The organism is Arthrobacter sp. D2-10 (genome assembly GCF_054161285.1).
In genome coordinates this window covers 132,137-157,596 of record NZ_CP096431.1, presented here as the reverse complement: position 1 = coordinate 157,596, position 25,460 = coordinate 132,137, and the positions used below count along the sequence as shown (strand labels likewise).

The 25,460-nt window shown below is 63.8% G+C and carries 27 protein-coding genes, 1 tRNA gene and 1 pseudogene; 11 read left to right on the top strand and 18 right to left on the bottom strand.

Annotated elements, in window-relative coordinates:
* Positions 1-36: 36 nt before the first annotated feature.
* Entirely contained in the window at positions 37-933 is an 897-nt protein-coding gene (locus M1D74_RS00835) for a LysR family transcriptional regulator (protein WP_309070054.1), read from the top strand.
* A gap of 104 nt (positions 934-1,037) precedes the next feature.
* On the opposite strand, the gene M1D74_RS00830 is transcribed toward M1D74_RS00835, so the two are convergent.
* The 6 genes and pseudogenes from M1D74_RS00830 to M1D74_RS00805 all read right to left on the bottom strand — a co-directional run bounded on the left by M1D74_RS00830 (position 1,038) and on the right by M1D74_RS00805 (position 4,328).
* Positions 1,038-1,874 carry a spermidine synthase gene (locus M1D74_RS00830; RefSeq protein WP_458116168.1) on the bottom strand — a complete coding sequence of 279 codons (837 nt, stop codon included), beginning with the start codon at positions 1,872-1,874 and terminating at the stop codon, positions 1,038-1,040.
* 203 nt (positions 1,875-2,077) lie between these two features.
* Positions 2,078-2,218: pseudogene (locus M1D74_RS00825) on the bottom strand (NINE protein); the annotation flags it as partial.
* Position 2,219: 1 nt separating this feature from the next.
* Positions 2,220-2,774 (bottom strand): N-acetyltransferase family protein, encoded by a 555-nt coding sequence (locus tag M1D74_RS00820; protein ID WP_458116167.1) that lies wholly within the window; start codon positions 2,772-2,774, stop codon positions 2,220-2,222.
* 63 nt (positions 2,775-2,837) lie between these two features.
* Positions 2,838-3,356, bottom strand: a complete 519-nt coding sequence (locus M1D74_RS00815; protein ID WP_458116166.1) for an N-acetyltransferase family protein — start codon at positions 3,354-3,356, stop codon at positions 2,838-2,840.
* Positions 3,334-3,978 carry an O-methyltransferase gene (locus M1D74_RS00810; protein WP_458116165.1) on the bottom strand — a complete coding sequence of 215 codons (645 nt, stop codon included), beginning with the start codon at positions 3,976-3,978 and terminating at the stop codon, positions 3,334-3,336. Before M1D74_RS00810 ends, M1D74_RS00815 begins: the two co-directional genes overlap by 23 nt.
* Positions 3,975-4,328, bottom strand: a complete 354-nt coding sequence (locus M1D74_RS00805) for a thiamine-binding protein (protein ID WP_309070060.1) — start codon at positions 4,326-4,328, stop codon at positions 3,975-3,977. The genes M1D74_RS00810 and M1D74_RS00805 overlap by 4 nt, the downstream gene beginning before the upstream one ends.
* Positions 4,329-4,466: 138 nt before the next feature.
* Between M1D74_RS00805 and pta the strand changes: the two genes are divergently transcribed.
* Together pta and M1D74_RS00795 are read left to right on the top strand one after the other, a co-directional pair.
* On the top strand, positions 4,467-6,557 hold the full coding sequence (gene pta / locus M1D74_RS00800) for a phosphate acetyltransferase (protein WP_309070061.1): 2,091 nt from the start codon (positions 4,467-4,469) through the stop codon (positions 6,555-6,557).
* Positions 6,557-7,681: an acetate/propionate family kinase gene (locus tag M1D74_RS00795; protein WP_309123640.1), complete on the top strand. Its 1,125-nt coding sequence runs from the start codon at positions 6,557-6,559 to the stop codon at positions 7,679-7,681. The genes pta and M1D74_RS00795 overlap by 1 nt, the downstream gene beginning before the upstream one ends.
* A gap of 21 nt (positions 7,682-7,702) precedes the next feature.
* Here the strand turns inward: M1D74_RS00795 and M1D74_RS00790 are convergent, their stop codons facing one another.
* The gene (locus tag M1D74_RS00790) at positions 7,703-8,014 is read right to left on the bottom strand and encodes an AzlD domain-containing protein (protein ID WP_309070063.1); all 312 of its coding nucleotides are present in this window, start codon (positions 8,012-8,014) and stop codon (positions 7,703-7,705) included.
* Positions 8,011-8,730, bottom strand: a complete 720-nt coding sequence (locus M1D74_RS00785) for an AzlC family ABC transporter permease (protein WP_309070064.1) — start codon at positions 8,728-8,730, stop codon at positions 8,011-8,013. The genes M1D74_RS00790 and M1D74_RS00785 overlap by 4 nt, the downstream gene beginning before the upstream one ends.
* Before the next feature lie 101 nt (positions 8,731-8,831).
* Between M1D74_RS00785 and M1D74_RS00780 the strand changes: the two genes are divergently transcribed.
* Entirely contained in the window at positions 8,832-10,007 is a 1,176-nt protein-coding gene (locus tag M1D74_RS00780) for a zinc-dependent alcohol dehydrogenase (protein WP_458116164.1), read from the top strand.
* On the opposite strand, the gene M1D74_RS00775 is transcribed toward M1D74_RS00780, so the two are convergent.
* Both M1D74_RS00775 and M1D74_RS00770 read right to left on the bottom strand, forming a co-directional pair.
* Entirely contained in the window at positions 9,997-11,796 is a 1,800-nt protein-coding gene (locus M1D74_RS00775; RefSeq protein WP_309070066.1) for a glycoside hydrolase family 15 protein, read from the bottom strand. The genes M1D74_RS00780 and M1D74_RS00775 overlap by 11 nt on opposite strands.
* 12 nt (positions 11,797-11,808) lie before the next feature.
* Positions 11,809-12,699 carry a glycerophosphodiester phosphodiesterase family protein gene (locus M1D74_RS00770; RefSeq protein ID WP_309070067.1) on the bottom strand — a complete coding sequence of 297 codons (891 nt, stop codon included), beginning with the start codon at positions 12,697-12,699 and terminating at the stop codon, positions 11,809-11,811.
* 132 nt (positions 12,700-12,831) lie between these two features.
* Here M1D74_RS00770 and M1D74_RS00765 point away from each other — a divergent pair, with 132 nt between their 5' ends.
* The gene (locus tag M1D74_RS00765) at positions 12,832-14,037 is read left to right on the top strand and encodes a DUF445 domain-containing protein (RefSeq protein ID WP_458117212.1); all 1,206 of its coding nucleotides are present in this window, start codon (positions 12,832-12,834) and stop codon (positions 14,035-14,037) included.
* A gap of 12 nt (positions 14,038-14,049) precedes the next feature.
* On the opposite strand, the gene M1D74_RS00760 is transcribed toward M1D74_RS00765, so the two are convergent.
* Together M1D74_RS00760 and M1D74_RS00755 are read right to left on the bottom strand one after the other, a co-directional pair.
* A complete protein-coding gene (locus M1D74_RS00760; protein ID WP_309070068.1) occupies positions 14,050-14,826 on the bottom strand; it encodes a hypothetical protein in 777 nt (258 codons plus the stop codon).
* Between the two features lie 111 nt (positions 14,827-14,937).
* Complete coding sequence (locus tag M1D74_RS00755; RefSeq protein ID WP_309070069.1) at positions 14,938-15,204, bottom strand: GlsB/YeaQ/YmgE family stress response membrane protein; 267 nt, start codon at positions 15,202-15,204, stop codon at positions 14,938-14,940.
* A gap of 367 nt (positions 15,205-15,571) precedes the next feature.
* Here M1D74_RS00755 and M1D74_RS00750 point away from each other — a divergent pair, with 367 nt between their 5' ends.
* From M1D74_RS00750 to M1D74_RS00730, 5 genes are all read left to right on the top strand, one after another.
* Entirely contained in the window at positions 15,572-15,829 is a 258-nt protein-coding gene (locus M1D74_RS00750; RefSeq protein WP_204533555.1) for a DUF6458 family protein, read from the top strand.
* Positions 15,830-16,069: 240 nt separating this feature from the next.
* Positions 16,070-16,837, top strand: coding sequence for a DeoR/GlpR family DNA-binding transcription regulator (locus tag M1D74_RS00745; protein WP_309070070.1), 768 nt, complete (start codon positions 16,070-16,072; stop codon positions 16,835-16,837).
* Complete coding sequence (locus tag M1D74_RS00740) at positions 16,834-17,811, top strand: 1-phosphofructokinase family hexose kinase (RefSeq protein WP_458116163.1); 978 nt, start codon at positions 16,834-16,836, stop codon at positions 17,809-17,811. Before M1D74_RS00745 ends, M1D74_RS00740 begins: the two co-directional genes overlap by 4 nt.
* A gap of 17 nt (positions 17,812-17,828) precedes the next feature.
* Positions 17,829-19,871 carry a PTS fructose transporter subunit IIABC gene (locus M1D74_RS00735; protein WP_458116162.1) on the top strand — a complete coding sequence of 681 codons (2,043 nt, stop codon included), beginning with the start codon at positions 17,829-17,831 and terminating at the stop codon, positions 19,869-19,871.
* A gap of 165 nt (positions 19,872-20,036) precedes the next feature.
* A complete protein-coding gene (locus M1D74_RS00730) occupies positions 20,037-20,312 on the top strand; it encodes an HPr family phosphocarrier protein (protein WP_458116161.1) in 276 nt (91 codons plus the stop codon).
* Between the two features lie 210 nt (positions 20,313-20,522).
* Here the strand turns inward: M1D74_RS00730 and M1D74_RS00725 are convergent, their stop codons facing one another.
* The 3 genes from M1D74_RS00725 to M1D74_RS00715 all read right to left on the bottom strand — a co-directional run bounded on the left by M1D74_RS00725 (position 20,523) and on the right by M1D74_RS00715 (position 22,373).
* The gene (locus tag M1D74_RS00725) at positions 20,523-21,263 is read right to left on the bottom strand and encodes a hypothetical protein (RefSeq protein ID WP_458116160.1); all 741 of its coding nucleotides are present in this window, start codon (positions 21,261-21,263) and stop codon (positions 20,523-20,525) included.
* Positions 21,260-21,994 carry a helix-turn-helix domain-containing protein gene (locus M1D74_RS00720; RefSeq protein ID WP_458116159.1) on the bottom strand — a complete coding sequence of 245 codons (735 nt, stop codon included), beginning with the start codon at positions 21,992-21,994 and terminating at the stop codon, positions 21,260-21,262. Before M1D74_RS00720 ends, M1D74_RS00725 begins: the two co-directional genes overlap by 4 nt.
* Positions 21,995-22,160: 166 nt before the next feature.
* Positions 22,161-22,373: a hypothetical protein gene (locus M1D74_RS00715; protein WP_458116158.1), complete on the bottom strand. Its 213-nt coding sequence runs from the start codon at positions 22,371-22,373 to the stop codon at positions 22,161-22,163.
* A 401-nt stretch (positions 22,374-22,774) separates the two neighbouring features.
* On the opposite strand from M1D74_RS00715, the gene M1D74_RS00710 reads away from it, so the two are divergent.
* The gene (locus tag M1D74_RS00710; protein WP_458116157.1) at positions 22,775-23,260 is read left to right on the top strand and encodes a hypothetical protein; all 486 of its coding nucleotides are present in this window, start codon (positions 22,775-22,777) and stop codon (positions 23,258-23,260) included.
* A 19-nt stretch (positions 23,261-23,279) separates the two neighbouring features.
* Here the strand turns inward: M1D74_RS00710 and M1D74_RS00705 are convergent, their stop codons facing one another.
* The 3 genes from M1D74_RS00705 to M1D74_RS00695 form a co-directional block, all read right to left on the bottom strand.
* Positions 23,280-24,560, bottom strand: coding sequence for an endonuclease/exonuclease/phosphatase family protein (locus M1D74_RS00705; RefSeq protein WP_458116156.1), 1,281 nt, complete (start codon positions 24,558-24,560; stop codon positions 23,280-23,282).
* A gap of 36 nt (positions 24,561-24,596) precedes the next feature.
* A complete protein-coding gene (locus M1D74_RS00700) occupies positions 24,597-25,199 on the bottom strand; it encodes a hypothetical protein (RefSeq protein WP_309070079.1) in 603 nt (200 codons plus the stop codon).
* A gap of 179 nt (positions 25,200-25,378) precedes the next feature.
* Positions 25,379-25,451, bottom strand: a tRNA-Lys gene (locus M1D74_RS00695).
* Between the last annotated feature and the right edge of the window lie 9 nt (positions 25,452-25,460).

The following is a 25,460-nucleotide window of genomic DNA, read 5'->3' as shown; positions in this document are numbered from 1 at the left end:
GCCAGTTAAGCAGGAGCGATCTGCGAAAATGCAGATGTGCCCCTTCAGCCGGACGACCTGCTCATCCTCCTCGCCGTGTCCAACTCCGGCCGCTTCACCTCCGCCGCTGAGAGCCTCGGCCTGAACCACACCACGGTCTCGCGTCGGATTGCGGCACTGGAGCGAGCGCTCGGCGGGCACGTCCTGGTACGGGCGAGCGGTGGTTGGGAACTGACGGACCTCGGCCTGCGCGCGGTGGCCGCTGCCGAGGAGGTCCAGCGGGCACTTTCGGAGCTGGAAACCGACGACGACGGCGCGAGCCGCCTTTCCGGCGTCGTGCGCATGAGTGCCACGGACGGTTTCAGCGCGTACATCGCCGCTCCGGCGTTCGCAAGGCTGCGGCGCGAGCATCCACGGCTAAGCGTCGAGATTGTGGCAGCAACGCGGCGGGCGTCGCAGACGAGGAGCGGCCTCGACCTTGAGGTGGTCGTTGGCAGGCCGCAGGTGCATCGGGCGGAAGCCATCCGGTTGGGTGAATACGTGTTGGGGCTCTACGCCTCGCGGGAGTACCTGGCCGAGTTCGGCACCCCGTCCAGCATCAATGAAGTACTGAAGCACCCACTGGTGTACTTCATTGACTCGATGCTGCAGGTGGACAGCCTTGACGCGCCTCGGCGCTTGCTGCCAAGCATGAAGGACTCTTTGAGCTCGACGAATGTCTTCGTTCATGTGGAAGCCACCCGGGCGGGAGCGGGCATTGGCCTGCTCCCCTGCTTCATGGCGAACCTGCACAGCGACCTCGTGCGGCTGTTGCCTGAGGAGGTCGCGGAGCGGTTGGGTTATTGGCTCGTGGCACGCCCGGATTCGCTGCGGCAACCGGCTGTTGCCGCCGTCGTCGGCGCTTTGCGGAGGGCCACCGACGAGTATGAGGACCGGCTGCTCGGCAAGACCTGACCGCTTGAGTTGGCTTAGGCTGTGAGGACTCAGTCTGTGAGGATTCAGTCGGTGAGAACTCAGTCTGTGAGAACTCAGTCTGTGAGGACTCAGTCGGTGAGGATTCAGTCGGTGAGAACCGGGGCGCCGCTGATGAATCGGGTGAGCTGGTCGCCTTGCCACAGGTGCGCGGGCACACCGCCGCCCAGCAGTTCCCGGGCCAGGCCCGGATCCTCCCCGAGCGGTGCATCACTCGCGGCGATGATGACGTTTCCATAGCGCCGCCCCTTCAGCATGGCCGGGTCCGCGATGATCACCGTGTGCGTGAAGGCCGAGGAGATGGTGGCCGCCTCCCGCCGCGCCATGGCGAGGTCCGGGGAGTCACCGCAGTTGACGATGTAAACACCGGCGGGATCCAGGACGCGTTTCGCGTGTTCCACGAATTCGTGGGTCGTCAGTGCGCTCGGAGTGCGGCTGCCGGCGAAGACGTCACGGATGATGACGTCGCGGCTGCTGGCGGAGAGAGACTCGGTGACTTCCCGCGCCTCTCCGACGCGGATCCGCAGCAGCGGCGCACGCGGTAGGTCGAACCACTCGCGCACCAGCACAGCGAGTGCACCGTCGAGTTCGACGACGACCTGCCGCGCGTCGGGGAAGGTTGCTGCGAAGCTTCGCGCCAGTGAACATGCGCCGCCGCCCAGGTGAAGTGCGCGGAGGCGGAACGTTGAGGGCCACTGCGAGGTCACCAGTGAATTGATCCATCGCATGTATTCGAAGTCGAGCCGCGCCGGGTCCGCGAGATCGATGTGCGAACTCGGGACCCCGTTGATGTGCAGCACCCAGCCGTTGGGGTTGAAGCGGTCGGGCACGAGCTCACAATTACCGGTGTCGATGGTGTGAATTCCGGGGACCGGACCACCGTCGGCGGCAGCCGTTTCCTTGTTTTCCCGCTTCCGTCCCACGAATCCTTACTCTCTCGCCCGATGCCGGTCAGTAAGGACGGACAGCGCCCTGATGATGCAGATACCCGTTGACCTGCCGAACGCGGCCGGGGATGGTGAAGAGGGTCGATGATCATGAGAATCCACAGCGGTATCAGGAAGAGGAAACCGAGCAGGAACCAGGCCGTGGCGTAACCGACCAGCCCGAGTGCCAGGTACAGAAAACCCATCCCGTTCTGGCGCAGATAGAACTTGTGTGCGCCGAAGTTTCCGAGGAGGAACCAGAGCAGGTACGCGAGCCAGCTTTCTTTGGCGGCATAGACCACCACGTGCTGTTGGGGCTGATTCCCATAGTAGTTGGACATGTCATTTCCCTGTCTGTTGTAAGACTGATGCGGACCCGCCGGTCGCGGGCGGACGCGGTGTCTGCGCCGAACGTACAAACCGGATCTCGTAGAGCCCGTTCCACCGCTCGGAGAGCTGTTCCCTTTCGCCGTCCGGCGTGAATCCCAGTTTGCGGTAGAAAGCGATGGCGCGCTCGTTCCCCTCAAGAACCCAGACGCACGCCGCGGCATCACCGATGGCTGCATCGGCGAGCGCACGACCCAGGCCGGTGCCGTAGTACTGCTTCAGTACGTACAGCATGAAAAGTTCGACGGCGGCGGGCGGACTCTCACCCCGGGCGTCACCGCCCGCCGCGATCCCGACAATCTTCCCCAGTTCATCCACTGCAACGAAGGGAACGCTGTCCTGGGTGTCAAACCCCATCCGCCAGGCTTCGGCCTGCGCCTCCACCGTGTCGTCCAGCCCTGCCAGGACCCCGGATTCGAGCCGACCTTCGTAGGCCTGGCGCCAACCCTCGTTCTTCATCCGCAGCGCAGCCTCAAGCTCGTCGATACGCAACGGACGGATGGTGACCATGCCGTTCATGCTATCGTCCGGCAGCGACAACCCTGGGTCCTGCGCCCTGGAGAATGACGGCGGCTAGGTTCGGTGCATGCGGAACATGGGCCTGGAATGCCAGACCGGTCCGCAGAGGGCGGTCGTTCCATCGGGGACGAACCCGTTGCGAACGTAGAAACGCTCCGCCCTCGGGTTGTCATTGAGGATCCAGAGATAGGCCGAAGAATCACCGATTGATGCATCAAGCAGCTGCTGGCCCAGACCGCACCCGTGCGTCGAGGCCAGCGTATAGATGTGGTGCAACTCGAAATCGGGGCGATCGTCGTCCCTGCCCGGCCCCGAGGAAGCAATCCCTACCGCCCGACCCCGGCCGTCGAAGGCAATCCAGCCGGTGACGCCGTCGTCACGCGAAAGTGCGGCCCGACGTCGGCTGATGATGTTCGGCAGGTCCGCATCGTAGTGGTCGTGGAACTCGCGCGGCATGATGTTCGCGTAGGTTTCATGCAGCGCGGCGACATGCGTGCGCGCGTAGGCTTCCGCGTCGTCGACGGTGGCCGTACGGATCGAGAATTGAGTTCTAGTTGACGACGGCGACCGCAAACCCGTCCCAGTCCTTGGTTCCTACGGTTTGAAGCGCGGTTGCCTCCAGGCGAGGATGGCCGCCGAGAATCTCAAGGGCCGTCCGGGTGCCGCGCGTGTGCTCGTCGCCGTCCGCATCCAGGACGGTGCCGCCGCGCACCACATTGTCCAGCACAATCACCGAGCCCGGGCGGGACAACTTCACCGCCCATTCAAGGTAATGGGGATTATTGACCTTGTCTGCGTCGATGAAGAACAGGTCGTAGGGTGCGGCAAGAGTGGGAAGCGTCTCAAGAGCAGCACCCACATGCACGGTGACTTTGTGCCCGACGCCGGCTGCATCCAGGTTGCGGCGCGCCACCTCCGCGTGTGCCGGCTCATACTCGCACGTGTCCACGGTGCCGTCCTCGGGAAGGCCCCGGGCCAGCCAGATGGTGCTGAAACCGCCCAGCGTGCCGATCTCCAACACACGACGCGCTCCGTGAATCCGGGCCAGCAGCATCAGGAATTTCCCCTGCCCAGCGGTCACCTCGATGGCGGGCATTCCGGCGCTGCGCGTGTTCTCCACAGCGGCGAGGAGTGCGTCATCGGGCCGGACGACCGTGCTGTTGAGGTACGCGTCCACCTCAGCCCAAGTGCTCATGAATGCCCCTGGTACTCGTCCATCTCGTCAATGGCGCGTTCCAGGCGTTCCACTTTCCCGGTCAGCTCACCGGTGCGTCCGGGACGGATGTCTGCCTTGAGTACGAGGGAGACGCGGCTGCCGTACTTCGCTACCGCCTCGGTGGCGCGTTTGACGACGTCCATTACCTCGTCCCACTCACCCTCGATCTCGGTGAACATGGAGCTGGTGGAGTTCGGAAGTCCTGAATCACGCACGATCTTCACGGCCTCAGCCACGGCGGCGTGAACAGACCCCTCAGCATTGCCGGAGGTGTCCTCGTGTGCGCCGCTGGGCCGGCCGGAAGGTGCAACTGAGAAGGCTACGAGCATGGGGACAGTCTGTCAGGTTTGGTCCCGCTGGTCACCCGTTTGTGCAGATGCCTCCGTGTCGAATGGATAGCCCGGAAGGTAAGGCAGCCAACACTGACGGACAGTGACTAAGCATCTGTGATCGTGCAGGATGAAGTAATGACCACCCGCGGAATTTACGTCAGCGCAATGGCTCCCGGCTCGGGAAAGTCCCTCATTTCACTGGGTCTTGCCAGCATGCTGCAGGGGCACGCTGACCGCATCGGATTCCTCCGGCCGATCTCCGAAGCGGAGGACGGCGCGGACGATCCGATGGTCCTCCTGATGCGCCGTGCGTTCGGGCTGGATGCGCGAACCGCCCGGAGCGGCATGACGCGCGCAGAAGCACGGGCGCTGCTCGTCGCAGGTGAGCGCGAGGAGATCGATGCCCGCTGCGTCGCGGTCTACAGCGAAATGGCGCAGTCCTGCGACGTCATCATCGTGGAGGGCACCGACCTGAGCGGGCAGGACGCCGCGGTTGAATTCGACCTCAACGCACGGTTGGCGAACAATCTGGGCGCCATGGTTCTCGCCGTCGTGAGCGCGAAGGACATGAGCGCGGCCGAGGCTGCCGACGCCGTCGACGTCGCCCGGCGGGAGCTGGACGCTGCGCAAGTGTCCCTGCTGGCCATGATGGTGAACCGCGCGGCGGAAGACGCCGTCGGCACCATCCGGGAACAGGTACGCCCCGGAAAGTCGGGCCGTCCGGTCTACGTCATCCCCGAGCTGAGCGAAATCTCGCAGCCCACCATGGCTGAGGTCGCGAGCGCCCTTGACGCCCGGCATATCGCCGGTGGGGCCACGCTTGAACGGGACGTTTCCTCCATCCGCGTCGCTGCCATGAATGTAGGGCACTTCCTCGAACTGCTCCGGGACGGCGCGCTCGTAATTGTGCCCGGTGACCGGGCGGACGTGCTGGTGGCCACGGTGGCGTCGTCGTTCTCGCCTGAGTTCCCCGTACCTTCCGGCATGATCCTCACCGGGGGCCTCACGCCCGATCCCAATATCCTTGCCCTGCTTGCCCACGCAACCTTCCCGGTGTTCGCGGTCGACGACGACACCTACACCGCCGCCAAACGCGTCAGTGAGGTGCGCGGCGAGATCGCGACCGGCCTGCGCCGGAAGGCAGCAGCGGCGCTGGGCGTATGGTCCAGGCAGGTGGACGCGGTGGAGCTGCTCGAACGGCTGGAGTTGCCGCGGCCGGTGAAGATGACCCCGCTGCGGTTTCTGCACGAGCTCATCGAGAAGGCGCGCAGCGACCGCAAGCACATTGTCCTTCCCGAGGGCACGGACGAGCGGATCCTGCGCGCAGCGGAGATCCTGCGCCGCAGGGATGTCTGCGACCTGACAATCCTCGGCTCGGAGTCACAGGTCCGGGAGATCGCGGCGAGTCAGGGCATCGACCTCGCAGGCCTGACCCTGCTCGATCCTGCCACCTCCGAGCTGCGTGAGGAGTTCGCTGCGGAATACGCGCGGCTGCGCTCACACAAGAACGTATCCCTCGAGGATGCCCGGGAACGCATGCTCGACGGCTCCTACTTCGGGACCATGATGGTACAGCTCGGCCATGTGGACGGCATGGTCTCGGGCGCCGCGCACACGACGGCCAACACCATCCGCCCGGCGCTGGAGTTCGTGAAGACCAAGGAGGGCGTGAAGATTGTGTCCTCAGTGTTCCTCATGCTCCTTCGGGATCGGGTTCTGGTGTACGGCGACTGCGCGGTCAATCCTGATCCCACCGAGGAACAGCTTGCTGACATCGCCGTTGCGTCGGCGGAGACCGCTGCCCAGTTCGGAGTTGAACCGCGGGTGGCCATGCTGTCCTACTCCACGGGAGAATCCGGATACGGCGGGGCCGTGGACGAGGTCCGGCGTGCAACTGAGTTGGTGCGGTCCATCCGGCCGGACCTTCCCGTTGAAGGACCCATCCAGTACGACGCCGCGGTGGACGCGTCGATTGCGCAGTCCAAGCTGCCCGGGTCCACGGTCGCCGGGCAGGCAACCGTCTTCATATTTCCCGATTTGAATACGGGCAACAACACGTACAAGGCGGTGCAGCAGTCGGCCGGTGCCGTCGCCGTCGGGCCGGTTCTGCAGGGCCTGCGCAAGCCGGTGAACGACCTCTCGCGGGGCTGCACCATCGAAGACATCGTGAACACCGTAGCCATAACGGCCGTCCAGGCACAGGGCACCACATCCCAGGAGGCGTAATGATCATCCTTGTCATCAACTCAGGCTCGTCCTCACTCAAGTACCAGGTGCGGGACTCCGCTACCGGGGAGCGTCTGGCCAACGGACTGATCGAGCGCATCGGGGATTCTGCCCATGGCGGGCCCAGAGACCACGCAGAAGCACTCGATCGGGTCACACAGGAACTCGAATCAACGCTGCAGGGCCGATCGATCGACGCCGTCGGTCACCGTGTGGTCCACGGCGGGGAGCGCTTCAGCGAGCCGGTGCTGGTCACCAACGAGATCATCCGCGCCATCGAACGCCTCAACCCGCTGGCCCCGCTACACAATCCCGCGAATGTCCAGGGCATCCGCGCCATCGCCGACCGGTGGCCGAGCATGAAGCAGGTCGCCGTCTTCGACACCGCCTTCCACCGCACCCTGCCCGAACACGCGTGGCGGTATGCCGTGCCCGACGACCTGTACAAGAAGTTCGGCATCCGTCGGTACGGCTTCCATGGCACGTCCTTCGAGTACGTGACACGGCACGCGGCCGGGCTGCTCGGCCTGCCGGCGCAGGAATTCACCGGGATCATCGCGCACCTGGGAAACGGTGCGTCCATCACGGCCGTCCAGGGTGGACGCAGCATCGATACCTCGATGGGTTTCACACCTCTGGAGGGCCTGGTCATGGGCACCCGATCCGGTGACATCGACCCGTCCATCCTGCTGTTCCTCAGTCGCGAAGGCTATACGGAGAAGGATCTCGATCGACTCCTGAACCGCGAGTCAGGGCTCGTGGGCCTCACTGGCCACAATGACATGCGGTCGGTCGAGGAATCAGGCGACGCCGGGACGGTCGCCCTCGACATTGCTTCCTACCGGCTCGCCAAGTACATCGGCGGCTACCACGTTGCCGTCGGCGGCGCGCAGGCGCTCGTCTTCACCGCCGGAATCGGAGAGAACTCGTGGCGGTTCAGGGAGCGCGTGGTGAATCGACTCAGTGCGCTGGGCATCTTCATTGACGACGCCGAGAACCAGAAGCCGGGCGGGTCCCCACGCGAGATCAGCACCGAAGAATCGGCGTTCCCGGTGTTGGTGGTGCCCACAGACGAAGAGGCGGCGATCGCAGAGGCGACTGCCGCCGTCGTCGGCTCCGCTTAGGTTCTGCTGTTCAATCGCTCGTCAGGCGGCACCGAGGAAGCGCGCCAGCGCGGCCGCAGCGGCGCCGGCCAGCACAACGACGAGGAACGGTGCCCGCAGCCACAGTGCCACCGCGGCGGCCAGGAGCGCGGCGAGGCGCGCATCAACCACCAGAGCCTGACCGCTCGAGAAGGTGTTGACGGCCGTCAGCGAGGCGAGCAGGCCGATGGTCAGAGTGCCTGCCACGCGGGTCATCCGCGGGTTCTCCATCAGCCGCGCGGGCACAAGGTATCCGGCGAGCTTCGTGAGGTAGCTGAGCAAGCAGGCAACAAGGATCCAGATCCAGAGGTTCACGGCCGCCCTTCCGAGGGATACGGCTCGACATCGGGTTCGAGCCCTTCACGTGAGGGACCGAAACTGAACCAGCCGAGCAGGCCGGCGACGAGTGCGGCCACGAGAATGGGGACGCCCGGCGGCACGAAAGGAACCGCCAGCAGGGTGACGAGGGCGCAGACCACGGCGATGGCCGCGGGTTCCCGCGCCTTCAGCCGGGGCCACAGCAACCCGAGGAAGGCGGCCACCGCAGCGCCGTCGAGACCCCATTGCGCCGGATCACCGAGGGCGTTTCCGAGCAAGGCGCCCACCAGGGTGAACACGTTCCACAGCACGTAGATGCCGATTCCGGCCACCCAGAAGCCCCGGCTTTGCTCCAGTGGATCGCTCTGCCCGGTGGCGGTTGCGGTTGATTCGTCGATGGTGACCTGTGCCGCGGCGAAGCGGCGCCAGCGGCGCGGGCGGAGCATCGCGTTCATCTGCATGCCATAGACGGCGTTGCGGATGCCCAGCAACCCCGACGCCGACATGGCCGCCGCACCGCTTCCGCCGCCACCCACCACTCCAATGAACGCGAACTGTGAGCCGCCGCTGAACAACAGGAGACTCAGCGCCATCGTCTGCAGGAGGTCAAGCCCGGACGCCACCGAGAGGGCGCCAAAGGACACCCCGTAGAGCCCCGTCGCTACGGCAATAGACAGACCAACCCGCGCAGCCGGGGATTTCGAAAACTCCACCGGCCAAGCCTATGCGGAACCCCGGCCTCGCTTCACTTCGGGTCCGATGGCGGCAATACTGAGAAAGGTCAGCATACTTACGAATCTGTGGAGGAGTATCGATGAAGGCACTTACCTGGCAGGGCAAACGATCGGTCAGCGTCGAGGAAGTTCCCGACCCGCGAATCGAAGATCCCTCGGACGCGATAGTCCGGATTACCTCGACGGCCATCTGCGGCTCCGATCTCCATCTGTACGAAGTTCTGGGCCCGTACATGAAAAAGGGGGACGTGCTGGGCCACGAACCGATGGGCATTGTCGAAGCCGTGGGGAGCAGCGTCACCAACCTGAAGCCCGGCGACCGCGTCGTCATCCCGTTCAACATTGCCTGCGGCCACTGCTGGATGTGCAACAACGGGCTGCAATCCCAGTGCGAAACCACGCAGAACCACGATCAGGGTACGGGAGCGCGCATCTTCGGCTACTCGGAGCTGTACGGTTCCGTTCCCGGCGGCCAGGCCGAATACCTCCGGGTTCCCCATGCCGACTACGGCCCCGTCAAGGTGGGCGATGACCTCCCCGATGAGCGTTACCTGTACCTCTCGGACATCCTTCCCACCGCCTGGCAGGCGGTGCAGTACGCGGACGTGCCCGACGGCGGCACCCTCGCCGTTTTCGGACTTGGTCCCGTCGGTCAATTCGTTGCCCGCAGCGCACGGCATCTGGGTTACCGCGTGATCGCCGTGGAGCCGGTCGCTGAGCGGCGTGCAATGGCCGAGCGGCACGGCATCGAGACAGTGGACTTCACCAAGGAGGTCGGCGATGTGCTCCGCGAGATGACCAATGGCCGCGGACCTGACTCCGTGGTGGACGCCGTCGGCATGGAAGCCCACAACTCACCGCTGGGGGCCTTCGCACAGAACGCAGTGGGGCTGCTCCCGGACCCCATCGCCAGAAAGGCCATAGAAACCGCCGGCGTAGATCGGCTGACGGTCCTCCATGCATCAATCGACGCCGTCCGACGCGGCGGAACGGTCTCCCTCAGCGGCGTCTACGGCGGCACCGCCAGCCCCATGCCACTGCTGACCATGTTCGACAAGCAGATCCAGACCCGGATGGGCCAGTGCAACGTACGCCGATGGACCGATGAGCTGCTGCCGCTCGTCGAAGACCCCTCGGACCCGCTGGGCGTGATGGACCTCAAGACACACGAGGTGTCGCTGGAGGAAGCACCGAACGCCTACAAGATCTTCCAGAAGAAGCAGGACGGCTGCATCAAGGTGATTCTCAAACCATGACGGTCTGAACGGCGTGGATCGCGTCCGCGGCCCGCACCAGCGCAAGATGCGAGAACGCCTGGGGGAAGTTTCCAGCCATCCGGGCGTTCTCGGCGTCGTACTCCTCAGACAGCAGGCCGAGTTCGTTCGCGTAGCCCACCAGCTGATCCATGAGGCGCTTGGCATCCTCGAGACGGCCCGTGTGCGCGTACTGCTCAACGAGCCAGAACGAGCAGGCGAGGAAGGGGTGCTCCCCAGGGGCAAGACCGTCGATGGCCGATTCAGTGCGGTACCGCAGCAGCAGCCCATGACGATCCAGGAGCTGCTCCTCAAGCCGCGCCACCGTGCCCAACATCATCGGATCGTCGTAGTCGATGAAACCGACCTGCGGCAGCTGCAGTAGTGACGCATCGACAAGCGTGGTGCCGTAGTACTGGGTGAAGGAATTCACCTGGCTGTCGTAACCCTGTGCCAGGATCTCCTGCCGGAGGGTGTCGCGCAGCTCCTCCCAGCGATCGGCCTCGCCCTTCAGCCCGTACTCCCGTACAGCGCGGGCACCGCGGTCAAACGCAGCCCACATCATCACGCGGGAGTGCGTGAAGTAGGCCGGTTCGCCGCGCATTTCCCAGATGCCGTGATCCTTCGAATCGAAGTGCTTCTCGAGGAAACCGAGCAGGGCGTGCTGGAGGGGCCACGAGAATTCATCCTCGTTCACACCCCGCTCACGCAGCTTCTCCAGGGCGACCATCACTTCACCGACGACGTCGGCCTGATATTGATTCACAGCCCCGTTGCCGATTCGTACGGGAGCGGAATCCGCGTAGCCCGGCAGGTGGCCGAGCACCTTCTCCGGAAGCTGCCGCTCACCGGAGACGCTGTACATGATCTGCAGGTCCTCCGGGTCCCCGGCGACGGCCCGCAGCAGCCAATTCCGCCACCCGGACGCCTCATCCTCATAGCCGTGCGTCATCATCGCCTCGAGGGTCAGCGCTGCGTCGCGTAGCCAGCAGAACCGATAGTCCCAGTTCCGTTCGCCGCCGAAGGCTTCCGGCAGCGAAGTGGTGGGTGCTGCCACAATGCCGCCGGTATCTTCATGAGTCAGCGCCCGAAGAACCAGAAGGGAGCGCTTGACGATGTCGTCGTATTCGCCCTGCTTCTCGCAGCTTTCCGCCCAGTTCTGCCAGTAGTCGATGGTTGACTGGAGCGTCACGTCGAAGTCGAGGGGCGTCGGCTGCTCCCGGTGCGAGGGGTACCAGACCAGCTCGAGGTCGACCTTCTCCCCGGCTTCGACCGTGAACTCGCCCGCGTGACGGTGGTCAGCAGCGTGGGGAAGATGGGTGCCGCGCAACAGCAGTGCATCCGGACCGGCCATCGCCAGGATCCCGGGACCACCTTCTTCATGGGTTCGCCGCACCCACGGCAGGACGTCACCGTAACCGAACCGGACCACCAGCTCCTGACGCATCGGCACGGAGCCCGCGATGCCCTCGATACGGCGCGCCAATGACGCCCGTCGGTCGTGCATGGGCATGAAATCGGTTACGAGCACTTCTCCGGCCTCAGTCCGCCACCGGGACTGGAGAACAAAAGTGGACTCGACGTACTTCCACTCAACAAGCTCCGCCACCCCGGCGTCATGGGCAGGAGCAATAAGCCATCTCCCGTGGTTCTCGTTGCCCAGCAGAGCGGCAAAGACCGACGCCGAGTCGAACCTCGGGTAGCAGAGCCAGTCGACGCTCCCACCCCTGGACACCAGGGCCCCGGTGTGGAGGTCGGAGATCAGTGCATAGTCCTCAATCGGCATAGCCATGCGTTAACTCAATCACAAACGCCCGGTGGTGGGCTCCCCCTTCAATCTGCGAAGGACATGAGCGGGCCGGTTCGTGGTGATCTCCTGGACGCCGAGCTCGCGAAGGAAGTCGACGTCGTCGTCCGTGTCCACCGTCCACACCCTCACGCGCAGCCCCGCGGCGAGCCACCGCTTTACCCGCTCGGGGTGCGCCCGCACGTACTCGATACCGGGCCCGGCGATCCCGACTGCACCGCTCGCGATGATCCGCTCTCCCTCATGGAGGGCACGGCGCAGGAGATTCATGACGGCGGCGGCTGTAAGCGGCCCCAGGGTCTCCCTCACATCCTCGGGGTGGACATCGGCAACCAGCTGGCAGACGACGTCGGACGGGACCCGTTCCAGAAGATGCCTCACCGAGTCCGGGTTGAAGCTCATGAAGGAGATGTGCAGGTTAGCCAGCCGGGAGGTCTCCGGATCGTATCCCTCCCGCATCAGGAAGGCGATCAGCCTTTCCTCGAGCTTGAGCCCGAAGGGGCTTGGGTGCTTCAGTTCGATGGCTAGTTCCAGCTCCCGGCCATCCCCGCGGAGAAGTTCGATCAGCTCCTCGAGGGTAAGCAACTGATCCGCCACGCCACCGTACTGCGGCGGGATGTTGGCGCCCTTCCAGGACGCGAAATCCAGTTCGCGCAACTGCCGCAGCGTGTGGTCACCGACATCACCCGTGCCGCTGGACGTCCGGTCAAGCGTGGGGTCGTGAATACAAACAAGTTCCAGGTCTTCTGTGAGATGGACATCGCATTCAACGCCGTCGGTCCCCTCGGCGAGCGCCTGGAGGAACGCGGCGCGTGTATGTTCGGCGTATTGCTTGCTGGCGCCCCGGTGGGCGAAAACCAGATGCTTCACTCCTTGTTGTTCTGCCACAGGCCTTACGCTAGCGAATGCGGCAGGAACTGACCTAAGAGCGGCTGATGAGATGGGGAATTCAGCACCGATGCGGAGGACCAAGTGAGCATTGCGTTGACCGATACGGAGCGCGCAGCAGGACTGAGGCGGATGAAGACCGTCGCAACGGGCCTGCTTGGCGTCATGGCGGTGATCTTCCTGGTCGCGTTCGCGCTGCAGGAGCAGTACCCGTGGCTGCAGTATGTCCGGGCGGCCGCCGAGGGTGGCATGGTGGGCGCGCTGGCCGACTGGTTTGCAGTGACAGCCCTGTTCAAGTACCCCATGGGGTTGAAGATTCCGCACACGGCGATCATCCCCCGCAAGAAGGACCAGATCGGAGCCTCCCTCGGGCAGTTTGTGGAGGAAAACTTCCTCGCCGAGGACGTTGTCCAACAGAAGTTGACCTCCCTCAACGTTGCGCAGCGCGCCGGCACGTGGCTCGCCCGCCCGGAGGGTGCGGACCGGGTAGCAGTGGAAGGCGCGGCACTGATCCGTGGCGCGTTCACGGTGCTGGATGACGACGCCGTCCAGCAGGTCATCGAGTCAATGGTGCGCAAGCACGTGGTGGACCCACCGTGGGGCCCGCCGGTTGGGCGGATGGCAGCCCGGATCTTCGAGGAAGGTCACCACCACCGGCTGGTAGACCTTCTGGTGGACCGCGCAGCCGAGTGGGTCGACGCGAATTACGACGTCGTCTCGCGCGTGGTGTCGCAACGATCCCCCACCTGGGTTCCGCATTTCGTGGACGGGCTGGTGGGCGACAAGGTCTATACCGAGTTTCTCAAGTTCGTGCGCGCCGTCCAGGCCGATCCGCAGCACGATGTCCGGCTCTCGATCGACAAGTACCTCACGGACCTGGCACAGGACCTGCAGTATGACCCGGCGGTCATTGCGAAAGCCGAGGAGATCAAGGCCGGCATCCTGGATGACCCACGTGTTCACGATGTCGCTGCGCGGGCATGGAAGACCGTCAAGACGGCGCTGCTCGAGGCGGTGAACGACCCCGACAGCGAACTGACCCGGAACTTCAAGTCAGCTGTCCGGGATTTCGGACGCCGGCTGACCACCGACGAGGAGCTCGCGGGCAAGATCAACCGCTGGATCTCCGACGGCGCCGGCTACCTCGTACGGACTTACCGCAGCGACATTGCCGGAATCATTTCGGAGACCGTGGAACGCTGGGATGCAGAGGAGACCTCACGGAAGATCGAACTCCAGGTAGGTAAGGATCTTCAGTTCATCCGAATCAACGGCACCGTGGTGGGTTCACTCGCAGGCCTGGCGATCTTCACGATCGCTCACGCGCTGTTCGGCTGACCTCCGCCGGACTCAGGGGTGGCCGTAATCCTTTGTCGCCGCAGGCAGCTTCTCGAGTTCGGTGAGCAGTTCACCGGGAATCACGGTGGGCGGAGGGCCGAACGCTTCGCGCGTGGCATTGATGACCGTACGGCCCATCATGTGGTTGCCGGCTCCGCCCACGGCAGCGCCCACCCCGAATGGCAGTGCACGTCCCAGCAGTGCCCCGCCCTGACGGGCCAGCATGCGCCGGATGAACCGCTTGCGGATACTCGCGCCGATTCCGCGTACCGCTGATGAAGACATCGATCCACCGACCACGTTGCCCCAGTGACGCGTTACACCGCCCGCTGAGGAACCCATTGTGGCCTGTATCAGCGCTGACCCCTCTTCGCCCATCAGGATGCCCATGACGAGCGTTCGTGCGCGTTCCGGATCATCGGTGGAGATCCCGTGAAGCTCCGCGACTGATTGGGCGTAGAGGGCTGTTGCCTCCAGGAAGCCGACCGTGGCTGCGGCTGAAAGCCCCAGGGAAACGACGGTGCCGATCGCCGGCACGACGGCGGTACCTCCGACGGCCGCTCCCGCCGTCGTGATCGCGACAAGGTAGTCCCGCTCCAGTTTTGCGTTCAACTCGGCGGCGGTAGCTGTTGGGTCTTTCTTGCGTAGCCGCCGCAGGTTTGCAAGCACCAACGGCCGCTGAACGTCGATAGCCCGTTCCACTGCACGCTGGATACCCGGCTTCGGTCGGCCGTGGCGATCGAAAACTGCCCCACTCGCGAATTTGCCCGCTGGGTTGAAGGGTGCCATTGCTGATCCTTCCGTCGAGTTGTTCAAGTCTGGCTTAGTTGGCTTCGCAAAGCCATGCAAAACGCCCCGTCGGATGGGGCCGACGGGGCGCTTTAGTAGATGTCGCCCAGATTATGCGTGCGAGCGATTCTTGGTGATGGCACCGTACACGAGGAGAACGATGATCGCTCCACCGATGGCCAGCAGCCATGAAGAAAGCGAGAAGAATTCGTTCACGCCGACGTTGAAGAGGAGGTTGCCAAGGAAACCTCCGAGCAGGGCGCCGATCACGCCGAGAATAAGCGTCATTACCCAGCCGCCACCCTGCCGTCCAGGGAGAATCAGTTTGGCGATGGCGCCTGCAATAAGACCGAGAAGAAGAAATGCTAGGAAATTCATGAAGTACTCCTTAATCGAACTTCTATCCACGCAACTTGTTTGTCGATTTCGACCGTGCACCGAAGTGCAACTGCACACCACCCTACTTCATCAGTGAGCTTAGTAATAGCTTATGGTCCTGCTGGTGCAACCATTAAACTCCTGCCTGCCCGCATTGCAACCCCCCGTAATCAAAACTTTCACCGGGGGCAGGATTGATCCGCAGAAAAAGGGCTCGTTCAATTTCTGCGCGATGCTCGGAGCCACACCAACCAGAAGACAGTATGCTGATTACATAGCGTGTTATTCGCCACCCGCTTCTGCTGCTGCAACAAGCAGCGAACAAACAGAAAAATTGCCAAGCGGGTCAAATCAAGGAGTAGTTGGTATGAGAATCGGTTCCTCCATCGTCCTGATTGCACTCGGGGCAATCCTGGCCTTCGCCGTTGCAGACAATCTGGTGAACTTCATCGACCTCACCCTCGTGGGCTACATCCTCATGGGAGTCGGTGTTCTGGGACTCATCATCTCGCTCCTGATGAATGCGCCGCGCAACCAGAAGCGAGTGAGCGAATCGCGCACTGTGCAGGATCCGAACACCGGTGAGCGGATCACCCGCAATGAAACCCGCGACGGCGGGATCTAACCCCTACACGAATCGACCTGGGCCGGCGGCCCGGATCAGCGAAGAAGCCACCTGCCTCTCGGCGCGGGTGGCTTCTTCATTTAAGCCGACACCTCCCGTCCGGGAACAGGACTACGTGTACGACCGCCAGGCCCCCTATCTGCTTTTTCTTCCGTTTTCCATTGACATCCAAACATAAACACAGATAGAGTCACTGAAACAGAAATACCTGTGACCCTGGTCACCAGTCGAGGAGGCGCTGTGTTCGCCGAGGAACGCTATAACAGGATCGCCGCGTTGGTGGCGTCCGAAGGCCGCGTTACCGTGGCGCAACTCGCCGCCCGCTTCAACATCACCAAGGAGACCGTCCGGCGGGACCTCGCGCTTCTGGAAAAGGACGGAATTCTCCGCCGCGTACACGGAGGTGCCGTCCCGGCCACCAACGCCAGCACCAGCGAGCTCAGCCTGTCCAGCCGCGAAGGTCGGAATCAGGCGGAGAAAGCCCGCATAGCCAAGGCTGCGCTGGCCATGGTGCCAGCTGAGGGATCGATTGTGCTGGACGGCGGAACCACCACCGGAAGCCTCGCAGCCCTCCTCGTTCAGGAAGCGGCGGATCAGCTCCTGATCATCACCCACTCCGTCCCTGTCGCCCACACTCTCATCGGCTCGTCCCTCCAGCTCGAGTTCATCGGAGGGCGAGTCCGCAGCCTTACCAGTGCCTGCGTGGGAAGCGGCACCGTAGCGCGTTACAACGGCTTCCGACCGGATGTCGTTTTCATCGGCACAAACGGTGTGCACCCGGAATTCGGGCTCAGCACTCCAGACCCAGAGGAGGCCTCCGTGAAGGCGGCGATTGTTCGATCGGCGCGCCGCGTCGTCGTACTGGCAGATGCATCGAAACTGAACGCGGAGACCCTTGTGGGCTTCGCCGGTCTCAACGAGATCGACGCACTCATCACCGACGTCCAGCCGGACGCTGCGCTCTGCGAAGCACTGGCTGACGCGGATGTCGAGCTGGTGGTCGCATGATCATCACGCTCACGGCCAATCCCAGCCTTGACCGCACCATCGAGTTGGCCGCTCCCCTCGCCCGCGGTGCGGTGCAAAGGGCAGTGGCCAACCGGCAGGAATCGGGAGGCAAGGGCGTTAACGTCTGCCGTGCACTGTCAGCAGGTGGAACCGAAGCCCTCGCGATCCTTCCGGGTCAGGACGGTGATCCGGTACTTGCCGGCCTGCTCGCCGCAGGTGTCGCCTACCGCAACCTGCCGATTCGGGCGGCCCTGCGCTCCAACGTCACCATCACGGAACCGGACGGCACCACCACCAAGATCAACGAGCCCGGTCCAGCGTTGAGCGAGCAGGAAGCCGCCACGCTCATCGACCTGGTGGTGGACTTGTCCGACGGCGCGCGCTGGCTGGTTCTTGCAGGGTCACTTCCGCCGGGCCTGCAGCAGGACTTCTATGCAGCAACCGTGCGGGCAGTCCGTACCCGGCACGGGAACCGCGCACCACTGATCGCCCTTGACGCATCCGAAGCGGCGCTCATCGCCGCGATAGAAGGAAATGCCGCTCCGGACCTGCTCAAGCCCAACGCCGAGGAACTGTCGCAGCTCACCGGAATCGGTCATGGTGACGAACTGGAGGACCAGCAGGACCTCGCCGTGGAGGCAGCAACCCGCCTGCTTGCCCGCGGCGTCCGCGCAGTACTGGCAACGCTCGGATCCAAGGGTGCGCTGCTGGTAACCCCCGACGGCGCCTTGCACGCACAGCACCCCCCAATCACAGCAATTTCCACTGTCGGCGCGGGTGACTCCGCCCTTGCCGGCTATCTCCTGGCGCATACCCGCGGCGCCAGCGCTCCCGACTGCCTACGCCAGGCAGTCGCGCACGGTTCAGCGGCGGCCTCGCTGCCCGGGTCGACCGTGCCCGCCCTGCACCAGACCACGCCCGACGCCGTCACGGTCCGGGCTCTGACTCCGGCTACTTCCCCCAACCACCCATAACCTCCGAAGGAAATCCCATGTCCGCAATGATTACGCCTGAACTTGTCGTCCTCGACAAGTCCCTGGGCAACGACCGCGCCGACGTTATTCGTCGGCTCGCTGAACTTGTGGTGGCGCAGGGCCGCGCCGATCAGGTGGAAGGGCTGTTCGCTGATGCACTGGCCCGCGAGGAAAAGACGGCAACCGGAATCCCCGGTGGAATTGCCATTCCGCACTGCCGATCCACCTCCGTCCTTGAGCCGACTCTGGCCATGGCCCGTCTCGAACCGAAGGTCGACTTCGGCGCCAAGGACGGACCGGCAGACCTCGTGTTCTTCATCGCCGCTCCCGAGGGCGCCGACCAGCAGCACCTCAAGCTGCTGTCGAAGCTGGCCCGTTCCCTGATCAAGAAGGACTTCACCGCGTCGCTGCGCTCTGCTGCTTCTGAGCAGGAAATCGTGGCGCTGGTCGAGGAAGCAATCGAAACGGCACCTGCCAAGAAGGAGGGCGGCGCCACCTCGGTCACCCCGTCCGCAGCCGACCCCGGCACCGCCACCCCTCCGGAAGCAGCCCGCACCAAACGCCTGGTGGCTGTAACGGCTTGCCCCACCGGTATCGCCCACACTTACATGGCGGCCGACTCGCTGGTGGCGGCGGCGAAGGAAAAGGGCGTTGACCTCCAGGTTGAGACCCAGGGATCCTCTGCATCGACTCCCCTGGATCCTTCCGTGATTGCAGCGGCAGATGCGGTGATCTTCGCGGTCGACGTCGATGTCCGGGACAAGCACCGGTTCGCCGGCAAGCCGGTTATCAACGCTCCCGTCAAGCGCGGGATCGATGAGCCCGGCGTCATGGTGGATGAGGCGCTCGCGGCGGCGGATAACCCGAACGCCCGCCGAGTCGCCGACTCATCCATGCCGGGAGCCGACGACGACGGGCCGCGTGAGGGTGTCGGCGGACAGTTGAAGCGCGCGCTACTTACCGGCGTGAGCTACATGATCCCGTTCGTCGCCGGCGGCGGTCTGCTGATCGCCCTCGGATTCTTCCTCGGCGGCTATGACATCACCGGTTTCGCCGACGACATGGTTGTCAACAACAGCCTGTGGAACCTCCCAGCCGAGTTCCCGGAAACAGCAAAGGGAGCGCTGGGTGCCTATCTGGGTGCGGTGCTCTTCAAGATCGGTGCCCTGTCCATGGGCTTCCTGGTTCCCGCTCTTGCCGGGTACATCGCATACGCTCTGGCCGATCGTCCCGGTATCGCACCGGGCTTCGTCGCCGGCGCAGTTGCCGGATTCATGGGCGCCGGCTTCCTCGGCGCGATTGTTGGCGGTCTCCTCGCGGGTTACGTTGCCATGAGGATCGGAAAACTGTCCGTGCCGCGCTGGCTCCGCGGCCTGATGCCGGTAGTCATCATCCCGTTGGTCGCCTCGATTGTGGCCTCCGGACTCATGATCCTGATTCTCGGCGGGCCCATCGCCGGACTCACCGTTGCGCTCAATGATTGGCTGTCCGGTCTCACCGGCACGGGGGCTGTTCTCCTCGGCGTCATCCTTGGACTCATGATGGCGGTGGACCTCGGCGGGCCTATCAACAAGGTCGCCTACGCCTTCGCGGTTGCCGGACTTGGCGCCGGAGCGGTGGATAACCAGGCACCGTGGCAGATCATGGCGGCAGTCATGGCCGCAGGCATGGTCCCGCCGCTGGCTCTGGCTCTGGCGACGGTGATCGACCGCCGTCGTTTCTCCCTGGCCGAGCGCGAGAACGGCAAGGCGGCCTGGCTCCTTGGATCGGCATTTATCTCCGAAGGAGCGATTCCTTTCGCGGCCGCCGATCCGCTGCGCGTCATCCCGGCGGGGATGGTGGGATCCGCCATCACGGGTGCAATGATCATGGGCACCGGTGTGACCTCCCAGGCACCCCATGGCGGCATCTTCGTATTCTTCGCGATCGGCAATGTCGCTATGTTTGTTCTATCGATCCTCGTAGGCATGGTCGTCTCGGCCCTCGCGGTGGTGGCCCTGAAGCGGTTCGCTGTACGTAAGCCGCAACCAGCTGAGGCCCCCGAGCCGGTCGCCGCCTAGTCTTTCATCGAGGAGTTGGACCATTGAGCGTTTTCGCGGCCGTGGTCCAACCCCACGGTGGATGAGGAAACAGCCCTGCTGAAGGCCGCCGCGAAAGGCCTCGTTGCCGATTCTGCAAACCCTGGGCCTGTAGGCTCACAACCAAACGCAACCGGAAGGAAAATCATGATCGAACGCAAAGCAACCGTAGCCAGCCGGGTGGGGCTCCATGCTCGTCCTGCCGCCATCTTCGCCGAGGCGGCGGGTGAACTCCCGGTTGAGGTGACCATCGCGCTGGAAAGCAGTCCGGCAGACGAGGCCATGGACGCGTCGAGCATCCTTTCCCTGATGAGCCTCGGAGCCGAACACGGCGATGTGGTGGTGCTCCGGTCGGAGGACGACGGCGCTGAAGAGGCTCTGGACTCATTGGTGCGGATCCTCGAGACGGATCACGACGCCTAGCAGGCGGGAGACTTCGGGCGCCGATATAAGTGCCTAAAGCAAAATAGGTGCGTCCACCCGTTCTAATGGACGCACCTATTGCTGTGTAACCCGAGGACCCCCCACGGTCGCCGGGAGTTACATAATCATAATTTTGACACAGCTTGATGAAAACGTGAATAGTGTTTCTTCTATAAGACGAAAAATCATCCAAAAGGACTAATGGGTCCCCTAGAGCTTCCGGTCCTCGCTCGCCAGGAAGTTGGATGCTCTGCCGCTTGTAGCGCGTCTGCCTGACAGCCAGATCATGGCGAGACCCATGGTCACCAGGACGATTGCGCCGAACGGCAGGATAAGGTCAGCCGCGCCGGTGGGCAGGCCGGTGAGTTGGAGAGTAGCGTGCGCGAGCACCATAGCGAAGCCGACGGCCATCAATCCCGCGGCACTCCGATGGAGGCGCAGTGCGGAAGTGTCACGTGCCCGCGCAACCGCAGAACCTATGAGACAGGCGCCGATGTAGGCCGGGTATAGCCGTCCCAGATGGGCGTACCACTGCACTGACGTCTGGCCGGCATAGGCCCTCAGGCCTGTCGAGGACTCGGGCAGGTCGCTGAGTGCGAAGAGAAGTACCGTGCCCACCACCGTGACGGTAAGCGCCGTCACGCCGAGAGGGCCCCGGATCAGCCGAAGGGCGCGCTCAGACCCGAAAGCGGCTGCACCGCGCATGCCGAGCAGCAGCATGATGGCATAGAGGCTGAGCCTGATGACCAGGTTGGCGATATTGACTCCGCCAAGCAGACTGTCAACAGCGAGGTAGATGTGCGGCAGGCTCAGCGCCACTGCGACGCACAGCAGGACCAGCACAGCAAAGACACTGCGGCCCCGTCCCCGCAGGGCATCCGGCAGCCTTATGGCAGCGAACAGCAGACACAGTCCGAGGGCCAGCCACTGGATAACCACTCCCACGCTCATCCCAGGTTCTCCCATAACGCCTTGTCGCGTGTGCTGTCCTGCTCCTGCTTGCGCAACCTTTTGCCCAGACCGTCCAATCTGTCCCGCGCGATCAGGATGAGTTCGGAATCGGGCAGGGAGCTCAGGACCTGCTCACGGCCATCCTCGGCCCACCCCCCTTCTTCCGGAGTGAGGAGCCCGGTTACCACCAGGCCGTTGGCAAGGGAAACCCCGGAGACACGGGCAACTTCCACGCATAGCTGCGTGCTCAATCTGCCGGCGCTGAGCTGGGCAGAAAGGTTTTGGGGTGCAATCCCTGTTCGCGCCGTCAGCGCCTGACGCAGTTCGCCACGGTCGACGGCGTCGAACCAGGTCCTGACCGAGTACCGGTGCGGGAGCGGCGCAAGTCGGAAACTCACTGGTCGGCCCACACAGTCCGCATCTTCGCTGCGGCCGAGAATCAGCCTCAGCAGATCCATCGGTGAGACCTGGCTGAGGTATTCCGCCGGTGTAGGCGGCAGTATCCCATCTGCGAGATCAAAATAGCCGTCGAACTGACTGAGCGCTTGCACCGGAGGAACGCCATAAGCGCGGGCAATGCTGACGACGGTCTCCACCGAGACCTTCCCGCGCACCAGCTGCTGGGCAAGGGTAGACCGCTTGATGTCGGCCTTGCGGCAAAGATCTGACACCGTTGCGTCAGGGGCAATCTGGTTGCGCCACAGCTGAAAGGCTTTAGCTGTGACCGTCATTGTTGCCCTTCACGTTGAGATTGACGGGATTGAAGTCAGCTGGACTTTCCACCCCTACTGTGAAGTATAGTTGGAGAGCTGGCTCCCCATTCTGCGATTCCCCCATACGCAGAACGCGGAGCCAGTCTCACGTTAAAGGCACATACGCGTGCGCTCCCCTACCGGGTTACCAGCGCACCTTCTTCTCGGGCTTTCCCTGCTTGCCGCTGGCGTGAAGGGATTTGTTCCTCCGACCGGTGCTATGGGCACTGTCAAGCTCCCCGAAGGCTGGATTCTTTTTGGCAAGCGCCTCGCGGGCGCGCGGATCGTCCACGAGCTTCTTGGCCGCGGCTTCAGTAACGCGCACGCTCAGGGGCTGTTGGTTGTCTTGCTGGGTCATGACTCTCCTCATTGTGACTGAGACCGCAGGCTGCCAGGCCTACAGGAGACGGCAGGGCAACAGCGTTTTCGTCAGCTGTTGGCTACCGGTTCCGCGAGGTCACCTCTACGACACGAGGCCCTGATCAGCACTTTGATCGACGCGTAGGGGGAGCGGGATACAACCTGGAGGCGAAAGCCTCAACACGGTCTATTTCGAATCTGTTGATGTGATGCGATGAGTGCTCAGCGCACTCAACCGGCACGATTTACTCGAAAATTAGTGTTCCCATGCGCTTCAACGTACACGAGGCTTCCGGCCTTGGCCAGAGGGTTAAGCAGTATTCGCCGGCCTAGCCGGCGCATACTTATATTCCACTGCTGCAGAACCGGTAGATTCTTCGGACAGCCAAGGGAGGCAGAATGGGCGAGAATACGCCGAACATCGACAGCCGTTACAGCCCCATTTATCAGCGCGGCGGCACCGGCGTGCCCACCGCGCATGGCAGCCGCTGGGCGTCCCCGGGTGAACCACCGCAGCAGCGGCGGGACGCCCCAGCGGAACCTGACCTTCCCCCGGCGCCCGACGCTGGAGCGAACGTCGTGGAAGTGGTCCCTGAAGGTGTTCCGCACAACGACGCAGCTGTGTCGACCGGCCGGCGGTTCAACCCGTTCCTGCTCGCGCTCTGGTTGCTCGGTGCGGCGCTCCTGGCGTTGGGCCTCTGGGCTGTTTTCGCGCCCCTGCAGGTGGATGAAACCGCGGTCAACGGCCCGTTCCCCCAGTGGATCTTCATCATCAGCCAATCAGCCGGAGGGATCGTTGTCAGCGGCAGCATCCTGCTCGCTGCGGCCGGCGCGCTCAGCGCAGTTCGCTGGGACCGGCAGCGGGGCAGTGCTCAGCAGAGGTAGAAGCGTTGCGCCGCTGCGGCTAGTGCTTTCTGACGTCGACGTCCGCGTACACCAGTCGATGGTCACTCGTCGGAAACGGGAAGACACCCGTCAGCTCCGAACCCGGAGTGCCGGCACGCGGCCAGAACATTCCTGCTCCGCGCACCTTCAGCGTCTTCGAGGGCAGAACGTAATCGGAGCGGAGGTTGCCTGCCGCGGCGTCCTCGAAATCTGCGGTGTCGAGGGCCGGGTCTCCCCGGTGTTCCAGGTTCACCCGTCCCTGCAGGACCGATGCTTCAGCAGCACCGTCTGCGGCTGGCTTCGGATCCTGCACTTCCTTCAACGCAAGCAACTGGCCGATCGAGCCCGGCCGGGAATCGCCGTCTACAGGATCACTGTTGAGATCGCCTAACACCACGAAGTTGGCGCGCCGATCAAGTCCGCCTTTGCCGCCGTCGTCGTCATAGATGTAGCGGGCGTGCAGGCCGCCGCGGACGTAGTCCGCCCAGAACCGGATCTCATCGCTGTTTCGACGGCCGTTGCGGTCTTCATCGGTGTCGAAGACCGGAGGAGTCGGATGGCTTGCAAGCACGTGTACCGTCGAGTCCCCAACGAGGACCGGAACGTCCCAGTGGGATTTGCTGGAGAGCCTGACGATCGCCAGTTCATCGTCGGTGAACCAGTCGTTGGACCTGGTTGTGGCCGGGTCATCGGGCAGGAGTGCACCGCGCATGTCTTTCCAGAGAAAGTTTTGGAAGGTTCGAACGTTCTTCGTATCGATGGGGTACTTCGAGTAGAGCACCATCCCGTACTGCCCCTCGAACTGGCCGAATCCGAGCGCATCGTCCGGGCCGCCCACAATGCCGTCGTTGTTGAGGTCCATCCCGCTTGGGACGCCGGTGTTGGAGGGCGCGGTGTACATGTAGGGGTAGCGCACCGGCGCCTTGCCGTTCTGACTGACCTCAAGGTAGTTGGTCCGGAAGAGGTTCGCAGCCAGATGATCAGCGTCGTAGTCGAACTCATTGATCAGCACCACATCGGGGTTATTGATCTGAATGACCTCGGCGATTTTTTGCGCCTGCCCATTGTCCCGGGTGCGAAGGTCCGTGACGAGGGCACCCTCCGCGGACCGGTTGAGACTCGCGTTGTAGGTTGCGAAGCGAACGGTCTGCTGGGCCTGCCGCTGTTGCTGTTCGGCATCGCGGGGCTTGTCCGGACCGGCAACCGCCGACGGCACTGAGATACCCAGGGCGGCGACGGCGAGCGCTCCCGCGAGGAGGACGGTGGACGCCGTGCGGCGTGGTGAACGTGCGGAAACCACGGGACTCCCCCTTCAATCCGGACTGTCCGATACAGCCTAACCGTCCCGTCCGCGAGGGGTCGAATGGGCACCGGCGGCCCGCTCGGCAGCGAAGAAAGCCGCCTCCAGCTCGGCGACGGCGGACTCATAAGCCGGTGCGGCGGTGTCGTCTGTGTCTATCTTCTCGCGCAATAACGCGGCTTTTCGCATGGTGCGCACCAGGTGCGCCGTCTCGGGCTGCCGCAAATCGGTCATACCCGGAAAGTCGATGGCGACGGCAGGGTCCAATTCGTAACTCACCCACCGCTGCACAACAGATTCATGCCGTGCCCGCAACGCTGTCCTTGCCTCTTCCGCGCTTCGACGACGACGCCGTGCCGCCCGCTCCTGCTCCCCGCGCCACAACCAGCCGGCAGCCAACCCGAACCCCAGCACGCCGGTCAGCCCGGTCATCGCTGCGGTCTCCGGGATGAGGACCATGGCGCCGGTGATTGCCCCGAGACTGGCGAAACCACCGGTGAAGCCGTACCAAAAAACCCCGTCGCGGTCTTCATCCGCTGCCAGGCCGCGCGACACTGCCAGCGCTGTCATCGCCGTCAGCGCACAAATCACGACGACGGCGAGCACCGTCTGGGCGGGAATCGCCATGAGGGCGGGCATCGGGCTTCCTCTCGGCACCACCGTGCCGTTGTACTGGAAAGGTGCTGCACTTCCAGTACAGGCTTCCACAGCGCGGGAGTCAATGGTTGTGGAGGAAAGGAGCCGACTGAGGATCACGGGCACACTTAACCGGCTCATCCCCGCCGCTAGGCGACGGGGATGAGCTGCGATATTCAGGGTGGGCCCTGTGGGACTCGAACCCACGACCCACGGATTAAAAGTCCGATGCTCTACCAACTGAGCTAAAGGCCCACACCGCCC

Bases quoted from the DNA above. Each gene is read 5' to 3' on its own strand.
- M1D74_RS00820 (WP_458116167.1), bottom strand. From the start codon at position 2,774: ATGGTCACCATCCGTCCGTTGCGTATCGACGAGCTTGAGGCTGCGCTG.
- M1D74_RS00810 (WP_458116165.1), bottom strand. From the start codon at position 3,978: ATGAGCACTTGGGCTGAGGTGGACGCGTACCTCAACAGCACGGTCGTC.
- M1D74_RS00805 (WP_309070060.1), bottom strand. From the start codon at position 4,328: ATGCTCGTAGCCTTCTCAGTTGCACCTTCCGGCCGGCCCAGCGGCGCA.
- pta (WP_309070061.1), top strand. From the start codon at position 4,467: ATGACCACCCGCGGAATTTACGTCAGCGCAATGGCTCCCGGCTCGGGA.
- M1D74_RS00795 (WP_309123640.1), top strand. From the start codon at position 6,557: ATGATCATCCTTGTCATCAACTCAGGCTCGTCCTCACTCAAGTACCAG.
- M1D74_RS00780 (WP_458116164.1), top strand. From the start codon at position 8,832: ATGAAGGCACTTACCTGGCAGGGCAAACGATCGGTCAGCGTCGAGGAA.
- M1D74_RS00775 (WP_309070066.1), bottom strand. From the start codon at position 11,796: ATGGCTATGCCGATTGAGGACTATGCACTGATCTCCGACCTCCACACC.
- M1D74_RS00765 (WP_458117212.1), top strand. From the start codon at position 12,832: ATGAAGACCGTCGCAACGGGCCTGCTTGGCGTCATGGCGGTGATCTTC.
- M1D74_RS00760 (WP_309070068.1), bottom strand. From the start codon at position 14,826: ATGGCACCCTTCAACCCAGCGGGCAAATTCGCGAGTGGGGCAGTTTTC.
- M1D74_RS00755 (WP_309070069.1), bottom strand. From the start codon at position 15,204: ATGAATTTCCTAGCATTTCTTCTTCTCGGTCTTATTGCAGGCGCCATC.
- M1D74_RS00750 (WP_204533555.1), top strand. From the start codon at position 15,572: ATGAGAATCGGTTCCTCCATCGTCCTGATTGCACTCGGGGCAATCCTG.
- M1D74_RS00740 (WP_458116163.1), top strand. From the start codon at position 16,834: ATGATCATCACGCTCACGGCCAATCCCAGCCTTGACCGCACCATCGAG.
- M1D74_RS00735 (WP_458116162.1), top strand. From the start codon at position 17,829: ATGTCCGCAATGATTACGCCTGAACTTGTCGTCCTCGACAAGTCCCTG.
- M1D74_RS00730 (WP_458116161.1), top strand. From the start codon at position 20,037: ATGATCGAACGCAAAGCAACCGTAGCCAGCCGGGTGGGGCTCCATGCT.
- M1D74_RS00725 (WP_458116160.1), bottom strand. From the start codon at position 21,263: ATGAGCGTGGGAGTGGTTATCCAGTGGCTGGCCCTCGGACTGTGTCTG.
- M1D74_RS00720 (WP_458116159.1), bottom strand. From the start codon at position 21,994: ATGACGGTCACAGCTAAAGCCTTTCAGCTGTGGCGCAACCAGATTGCC.
- M1D74_RS00715 (WP_458116158.1), bottom strand. From the start codon at position 22,373: ATGACCCAGCAAGACAACCAACAGCCCCTGAGCGTGCGCGTTACTGAA.
- M1D74_RS00710 (WP_458116157.1), top strand. From the start codon at position 22,775: ATGGGCGAGAATACGCCGAACATCGACAGCCGTTACAGCCCCATTTAT.
- M1D74_RS00700 (WP_309070079.1), bottom strand. From the start codon at position 25,199: ATGCCCGCCCTCATGGCGATTCCCGCCCAGACGGTGCTCGCCGTCGTC.